At 41.9% G+C, this 8,701-nt stretch carries 4 protein-coding genes and 1 tRNA gene; 3 read left to right on the top strand and 2 right to left on the bottom strand.

Annotated elements, in window-relative coordinates; translation table 11 throughout:
* Positions 1-3,023: cytochrome c biogenesis protein CcsA (ccsA, locus tag GX437_11155; protein NLJ08219.1), on the bottom strand; the 3,023-nt coding region annotated here is incomplete at its 3' end.
* Between the two features lie 99 nt (positions 3,024-3,122).
* Between ccsA and GX437_11160 the strand changes: the two genes are divergently transcribed.
* Positions 3,123-5,924, top strand: a complete 2,802-nt coding sequence (locus GX437_11160; protein ID NLJ08220.1) for a PKD domain-containing protein — start codon at positions 3,123-3,125, stop codon at positions 5,922-5,924.
* Between the two features lie 50 nt (positions 5,925-5,974).
* On the opposite strand, the gene GX437_11165 is transcribed toward GX437_11160, so the two are convergent.
* Positions 5,975-7,006 carry a PQQ-binding-like beta-propeller repeat protein gene (locus GX437_11165; GenBank protein ID NLJ08221.1) on the bottom strand — a complete coding sequence of 344 codons (1,032 nt, stop codon included), beginning with the start codon at positions 7,004-7,006 and terminating at the stop codon, positions 5,975-5,977.
* A gap of 174 nt (positions 7,007-7,180) precedes the next feature.
* Between GX437_11165 and GX437_11170 the strand changes: the two genes are divergently transcribed.
* Positions 7,181-7,254, top strand: a tRNA-Asp gene (locus GX437_11170).
* A 234-nt stretch (positions 7,255-7,488) separates the two neighbouring features.
* The coding region (locus GX437_11175) for an AsmA family protein (GenBank protein NLJ08222.1) at positions 7,489-8,701 on the top strand (1,213 nt) is incomplete at its 3' end.

The following is an 8,701-nucleotide window of genomic DNA, read 5'->3' on the forward strand; positions in this document are numbered from 1 at the left end:
ATCAAAATCACGGCAACGGTATAATATACAAATGCCGGAACAGGAACCGGATCTCCGGAAGCATAGGAATGAAGCCCCGACAGATAATAATTAACACCGAAATAGGTCATGATTACCGAGCCGTAACCGATCAGGGAAGCAAGGTTGTAGGCAAAGATACCTTTCAGACCGGGGATCATACGCATGTGGAGGATGAAAGTGTAAACCACAATCGTTACCAAAGCCCAGGTTTCTTTCGGGTCCCAGCCCCAGTAGCGTCCCCATGATTCATTGGCCCAAACACCACCAAGAAAAGTACCTATGGTAAGCAGGTACAATCCGGCAATCAGGGTTACTTCATTGACTGCGGTCATCTCCCTGACCTTATCCATCAGACGCTGATGATTGTTTTTCCCCATTAAAATCATCACAAGCAGACTGAAAAATCCGAGCAGGGCGCCCAATGCCAGAAAGCCATAACTCGAAGTAATAATAGCCACATGAATGACCAGCCAGTAAGACTTCAGCACAGGAACCAGATTGGTAATTTCCGGATCAAGCCAGTTCAGGTGAGCTACCGAAAGAATCATTGAAGCGAGTAAAGCAGTGGCCGTCAATGAGATGGGACTCTTTCTGACAAAGACAATCCCGGCCAGAACGGTCGCCCAGGCGATAAAGACCATAGATTCATACGCATTGCTCCATGGTGCATGCCCCGAAATATACCAGCGTATGCCAAGCCCTGCTGTATGCATTAAAAATGCAATAATGACAATGGTGGTGGAAATAATGATGATCCATCTCATCTTAAATTTTGGTATCAGCAGATTGACAAAATGAATCAGCAACAGTAAAAAGCCGAATAAACCATAAAATCCCTCGAGTTTATTGAAAATGTTTTGTTTGTTGTAAAAAATTTCGAGTTTGATTTTACTTTTGGGTGGAATTATGTTTTTTCCATTTGTTTCCTGAAACATTTTCAGACCGTTAAGCAGGAAATCGGCATCTTTCCAATCCCCTGTTTCGCTGGCTTTTTTAACAGACTGGCCGTAAACAGACATAAAATGCCTGATAAAGGTGGTATCTTTTCCGGTGAAAGTATGGAAAGCCTCGGCAGCTGTGTACCACTTATTATCAGGATCATCGGCAGCCGGGAAAATTTTCATGAATTTACCTATGTAAATCAGGTAGCAAATATTGAGGCGTTCATCCACAGCCATCACGTCCTTGTCAAATTTATTTCGCTCAGCAGGTTTTTTCTCGTAGGCTTCGTTAACATATTTTTCAAGCAGATAACCTCTCTCATTTTCAAAATCAACTACCTGATTAAAGGAAACTCTTTTTCCGCTTACACCTATAATTTCCTTCACTTTCGGATGGGTTACCTTAATGATAGGAACTGTTTTCCAGTATTCCGGGTCAGTCATCATACCGAGCAGTACCTGCTCAGGGGTCATGCCATTGAAAGAGGTTTTACGGGCAATTTTTCTTAACACCTCCGAAGCCAGGGTGTTTATGGGTTCGATTCTGCCGGAATTATCCTGAACCAGCAACTGACCGAATTTTTCGGCATGTGCCACGGAAGGTGGGGTATATTTTGCAGTATTGCTTTGGGCCATGTTAACAAGGGGAAAAGAAAGCAAAAACACCAAAGCAACCAAAGTGGTTTTGGCAGCTTTGTATCTGAGCATGGCAGCAAATCGGCTGTTTTTGTTCAGCAGCGAAAGTACCATGCCGATAAACAGCAGAATATAGCCCAGATACGTAACCGTTGTTCCCCAGAAATCATGGTTTACGGAAAGGATAGTTCCTTTTTCATCCTTATCGTAGGAAGACTGGAAAAAGCGGTATCCGCGATGATTCAGCACATTATTCATAAATATTTTCGTTTCACGATTGATGTTCCGTTCTTTATCCATCAGGGTAACCACGCTCGTAAAGGAAGATGGACTTTCAGAACCCGGATATCTTTCAAGAATAAAATCATTCAGTTTGAGTTCGAAAGGAAGATAGAGGGTTTTAGCCCCGTAAGACAAGGTTAGCATCAGGTTATCAAATTTCAGTTTAACCCGCTTACCGTAATTTCCCGGGACATGATATAAAACGGCCTCTTTGACAATGCCATCGACATCGACATCGACCAGAACTGCATCGTAGTGACGGGCTTCCTTGCCAGCGCTCTTCAGTTCGACTTTGGCGGAAGGCAATAATTTATCCATGACAAATTTAATATCCCCGATATTGTATATCATCATTTTCTGGAAAGGAACCAGTGTGTCGGGATAAATCTGGCCTCCGGTATCTCTCATCATGTTATACCAACCGGTTATATTATTGGAAGTGAAGTAATTACCTGTATCGGAAGTAAAAACTTTCACATCAGCTTCTTCTTTGGAATCCAGTGAAAACCTTAATCCGGCTGCCTCGCGTATTTCACCTTTCGGGATAAACAAATCCTGACGTTCAACTCCGTCAAAAAGAACCAGATGCATGATGGTTTTACCATCCGGGCTTTCTACCAGCGTCTCATAGGCATTTGGGATAAACTCTTTGCTTTTGACAACAATATGATGATCATTGAGTTTGATTTTCATTTTCAGTCGGTTTGACCTCACGGGTGCGGCCATGTATTCTTTCTCAGCAATAAAATTCTTGCCGTCCTGTTCCATTTCCACTGTCAGGTATTGCGTGGTTGACAGCATGGAGTTACTGCTTTTTCCTTCCCTGATATGCATACTACCTTCAAATCCGAAAAAGCGGGTAATTCCTGCACCTAAAATTATGACTATGAACGCAATATGAAAAACAAAAATCGTAAGCTTTTCAATGCGGTACATTTTACGAACGATAATCGTTCCGAGCATATTGACCGCAATCAGTAACAATAAAAACTCAAACCATTTTGAATTGTACACCAGAACTTTGGCGGCACGGGTACCAAAATCATTTTCTATAAATGTAGCTACTGCAATGACGACTCCGAAAACAACCAGCAACATCCCTGTCAGTTGCATCGAAAACAGCAAATCTTTAACTTTTTTCATGGTATTTTTTTGTGGCAAAAATAATCAAGTTTTGATATTTGTTACTATTTATAATTGGTCTAATTATTGTTGAAATAAATTAATCTAAACAATCTCAGTATGATACGAAAAAATTACACATTTATTTATTTGGGTGCATTGTTTATCATTTTAACCCTGACATTTATCAGTTATAAAGCCATTACTTATTCAGGAGGGCCTCCTGCTGGTATGACCAATGCCCCCGGGGAAAACAACTGTACGAGCTGTCATAGCGGAACACTGATAACCTCCGGAAGCAACTGGTCGAATATGACGTTAAACACTGATATTCCCGGAACAGGTTATTTGCCCGACTCCGTTTATACCATCACATTGAGTCATTCACAATCGGGAATCAATACGTGGGGATTTGAAATTACAGCACTTCGTTCTTCCAATAATACGATGGCAGGAAGCTTTACGATTACCAACTCAGCCAAAACTCAGAAATTAACCAGCGGGAGCAAGGAATACGTTGTGCAAACCAGTTCAGGAACTTCAGGTTCAGGGAGCAACTCATGGTCATTCCAATGGAAAGCCCCATCCAGTAATGTTGGAGATATAAAATTTTATGCAGTCGTCAATGCTGCCAATGGAAACGGACTAACCAGCGGAGATCAGATCTATTCGAAAAACTGGACTTTCAGTGTCAGCAGTTTATTACCAACAGCAACAATAACTCCCTCAAAAACAAGTATATGTGTTGGTGATACGCTGTTTCTGACAGGAGGTGGCAATAATAGCCCAAGCGGTTTTGAATGGTCGATGCCGGGAGGGGATCCCTCCTCTTCTACCAGCCAGAATCCATTTGTGGTGTATTCTTCTGCGGGAAGCAAAACAATTACCCTTATAACTACCAATTCAAAAGGAAAATCATTGCCGGCAACAGTAAATATAACTGTAAATGCCTTGCCCACTGCTACCATCACCATAAGCGGAAATACCAAATTCTGCCCCGGTGACTCAGTCATTCTGACAGCACCATCAGGAAGCGGATTATCTTATCTCTGGAGTACAGGAGAAAAGACACGTTCCATTAATGTAAAGACTACCGGAAGTTTCTGGGTTAAAGTAACCAATTCTTCAGGATGTTCGGCTGTCAGCTCTGAGGTTAAAACCACCCTTTTACAGGTATCATCCAATCAGCTACAGGCTTCAGATGACAGTATCTGCAGCGGATCACCACTCCAGCTCACTGCTACGGCAGGATTTAGCAGCTATACTTTTTATGACGGCAAGGCTCAACTCGGAAGCGGAAATCAGAACATATTGACCACCAGCACCCTGTCTCCCTCCAATGACTTGTACAGCATTGCTTTCGACACCAATGGATGTAAATCGGAAAGTAATCACCTGAATGTAGCGGTCGTTCAGCAGGCAAATGCGCCTGTTGTCAAATGCGGAAACAGCACCACCAGTTCGGTAACCTTCACATGGAACAGCAGGCCGTACGACAAAGTATATGAAGTCAGTACGGATACTGGCAAAACTTGGATAAACATCGGAAAAGACACCAATTTTCAGATTACCGGCTTAACTTACAGCACCGATGTTTTATTGCAACTCAGGGCACAGGATTTTACGCCCTGCGGAGTAAGCTCAATTACCACCCATGTATGCCAGAGTGAATCATGCAGCCCAATTTCTTTCAAAATCGAAAACGACAGCATCATCTGCAAAGGGGATTCAGCTCAAATACAGATTACCGGGCTTCATACATCAGCCTATGCAGTGAATTTTAATGGGCAGGGTTATGCAAAAGATACCATTTTCCGGGTAAAACCACAGGTTTCAACTAATTATAGCATAAGTCTTATTGACTCATCAGCACTTAACTGTCCTCCGATTGTCAAAAACATCAGAATAGAAGTGGAAAACATTGGTCTGAAACTGACAAATGACCTCGATTCCAACCGGGTTTGTGAAGGAGAAACAGTCCATTTTGAAGCTACAGCCGGCCTGACAGCATATCATTTTTATCTGAACGGAAATCTTGTCAAGTCAGGTAAAGAAAACACCTATTCGACTCACATGCTCAACAACAATGATTTGATATATGTCAGCGGAACATCTTCGCTCGGATGTACATATTATTCTGATAACCAGAGCATTGTCGTCTTTTCGAAACCCAATATACAACTGATTTCAGATAAAAACAACCACACCCTTTGCGAAGGCCAGAGCATAAGTTTTACGGCCTCTCCTACTTTTGAAAAATACCATTTCATACTGAATTCAGATACAGTTTATTCCGGAGCATCTCATCAATTCACCCACCACCAGCCCAACAACAATGACGCTGTTTATGTACATGCAACTGATATGCATGGATGCAAGGCCACCAGCCAGACCATCACGGTTCATGTCAATCCACTACCTCGTCCGGGTTTTACCTATACCCAAAACGGGCTGAACTTCACTTTTACCGATACCACCAGTCAGGTAGCATGGCGCTTATGGAATTTTGGAGATATGACAGACGATACGGCCAAGACTACCACACATACATACAGTGCAGAAGGGAAATATGAAGTAAAGTTAACCGTTACCGACCACAACGGCTGCGCTGACATGGCCATCCATGAAGTAGAAGCCACCATATCTGGTATTCACGTCAGCGATGGAAAATCAGCTACTTACAAAGCTTACAAACAGGCAGGCCAGACACTCAGGCTTGAATATTATCTTCCACAACGCACCCATATAGAAATATGGCTGCTGAATGCAGGGGGACAAAAAGTCCGCTTACTCACACAGGATGAATCAGCCTCCGGGGCGTACAGGAAAGATATTCAGGTAGGCGAACTACAGGAAGGAATTTATTTTGTGCGCTTTGTCAGCGGAAACGGGACACAAACTGTAAAAGTCATTTTGCCATAAAACAATCAAATATCCCTGCAAAAGGCTTCGGAAACAGTTCCGGAGCCTTTTTATTTTTCAGACACCAGATAAAAAGAACCGGCAAATCCGTCACTGGTAAAGAAATATACGCGGTTATTTTCGATCAGTAATTCGGATTCCATTTTGGCAGGCGCTTCAAAAATCTGCTCTACCTTCCCTTTATCAATCCGGAGGCAAAAGAGTTTTGTTCCATACTCAGCTACATAAATTTTGTTATTACAGATGACAGGAGAATGAAGCGAAGCCGGAGTTTTCAGGCTAACCCGCCAAAGTTCCTGCCCTTTATCGGCAGTATAGGCAATGACCTCCTGATTGCAGGTAACGACCAGCAGGTTATCAGCAATGCAGGGGACTGTATTTATCAAAGGAGAAGCATTGCTGTTCATGACTTTTTTCCAGATTTCCCTTCCGTCAGCCAGATTCAGGCAGTAAAGCTTGTCGGCATTGGTAAAGTAAATCTTTTCATTGTTTATCAACAGGTCGGACTGGCCAAAAACCGGCAAAGAATTAGTCCATAAAAGTTTTCCATTGGCCGGACTGATGGCAGTTATTTTCATATTGTCAGAAAAGCACAAAACATCGCCAGATAGTTTCAACAGAGGAGAGCCGGAGGTTTTCAGCTCCGTTTTCCACATATCGAGGCCAACCTCCTTGTCGAGGGCGATAAAAAAGTTTTTGGTATAGACAATTAACAAATCTTTGTAAATCAATGGCGTACATATCAACTTATCCCCCACGTTCAATGTCCATTTGGGTTTTTTCAGGTTAAGGTCGAGGGCATACACATTTCCGGCCTTTGTGGTGAAGAAAGCCGTTTTATTGGCAATCAAAGGCGGCATGGCAATAATTCCTTCGGCCTTAAAAGTCCATAGCGGTTTACCATTTTTGATGTCAATGGCGGCAAAAACATTTTCTCCTGCAGCATAAAGGACATTTCCATCGATAACGGGATACATGAGTGCAGTATTTCCACCCAAAGAACAGGTCCATGAATTTTGCTGAGCCATTAAGAGCTTAGCCGGGAACATACAGAGTGCAAGTATTAAAAACTTCAGTTTCATCACATTGTTTTTTAAAACAGATAATTTTTTCTGAGGTAAAGGTAGAAAATTTTTTTAAAGGAAAAGAAAAATTTGATTTGCAGAATCAGGAAATTCAATATTTTTGCAAGCGAAAAATTCACTTAAAAGGAAAGTTCTTTAAAGGTTTTGAGAAAAACCAGTTTACATATAATTGGTCCGGTAGTTCAGTTGGTTAGAATACATGCCTGTCACGCATGGGGTCGCGGGTTCGAGCCCCGTCCGGACCGCAAAACCCTCAAATTCAAAAGATTTGAGGGTTTTTCATTTAAAAACCCGGGTCATTTTATACCATGAACTAATCATTGCTGAGAAAATCAGGGATCATGGTTCCGAATTAAAAGTTTGCCTTGCCACAGAGCAGAAAATAACCCATTAATCATTTCCTCAACGGCTGAATTATTGCTATTTAGTGCAATTCCAAAAATGATTTTATCAAATAACTTTGCTGAAATTTTTCAGGCATGAAGAAGAAAGTTTTCTGGATTTCTGGTAGCATTATCTTTCTGATTTTGATAACCTTGATTGTTACTCCCTTCATTTTCAAAGGAAAAATACTCAGAATCATCAGGGAAGAAGTCAATAAAAACCTGAATGCAGTGGTTGATTTTGATGAGAATATACACCTCAACCTCTTCTCAGATTTCCCCAATCTCCATATCCGTATCGACCGGATCAGCATAGCCAATAAAGACTCTTTTGCTGGCGACACACTGGCCAGCATCGGAAAATTCTCGGCCAGCCTGAATATACGTGATGCCATCAGGGGGAAAATAGCTGTCAGGGAAATAAATATTGATCAGGCAAAAATCTATCTTCATGTTTTGAACGATACCATAAATTATCTGGCCAACTGGGACATCATGCTGCCTTCAGAAGAGCCTGAAGACACCACTACCGACTCTTCCACTTTTCGTCTGCCCGTAAAAAAATTTACCATCACCCGTTCCGATTTTGTTTACAATGATGAACTCCTCGATATGGTCATCGACCTGAAAAACCTCGATATGACAGGGAAAGGAGATTTCAGCATGGATGTTTTCGACCTGTTTACAAATGTAAACATCGAACAAACCACCCTGAAATACGGAGGGATTGCTTACATCAGCAAAGCCAAAGGGGTCATTGATTCGAAGGTCAACATCGACATGATCAACTACAAATATTCGTTTGAAGAAACCGACATACTGCTCAATGATTTCAGGATAAAGGCAGGAGGATATATTGCCATGCCAACGGATGATATTGTCATTGACCTTTCCTTCAAATCCCCGCAGACAGACTTTAAGAACCTGCTCTCAATCGTTCCTGCGATCTATACCAATGATTTTGAATCACTTAAGGCAAGCGGGAAAATGAGTTTTTCGGGTGTGGTAAAAGGCATTTACAACGACAGCCTGATGCCCGGCTTTGTACTCGACCTGAAAGTAAACAATGGGATGTTCCGCTATCCGGATCTTCCTGAAGCAGTGAACAACATCAATCTTTCCGTAAACATTGACAATTCAGACGGAGTATTTGACCATACCATCATATACCTGAAACAATTCCATGCCGAATTGGGCAAAGAGCCTGTCGATGCTGTGGTATTGGTAAAAAATCCTGTATCTGATCCCTTTATTGATGCCAGCATAAGAGGGAAAATTATCCTCGATAACCTTAAAAATTTCATCAAAC

Source organism: Sphingobacteriales bacterium (assembly GCA_012517435.1).
In the GTDB taxonomy this organism is placed as follows: Bacteria; Bacteroidota; Bacteroidia; order CAILMK01; family JAAYUY01; genus JAAYUY01.

Coding starts and splice junctions, on each gene's coding strand:
- GX437_11160 (NLJ08220.1), top strand. CDS start 3,123: ATGATACGAAAAAATTACACATTTATTTATTTGGGTGCATTGTTTATC.
- GX437_11165 (NLJ08221.1), bottom strand. CDS start 7,006: ATGAAACTGAAGTTTTTAATACTTGCACTCTGTATGTTCCCGGCTAAG.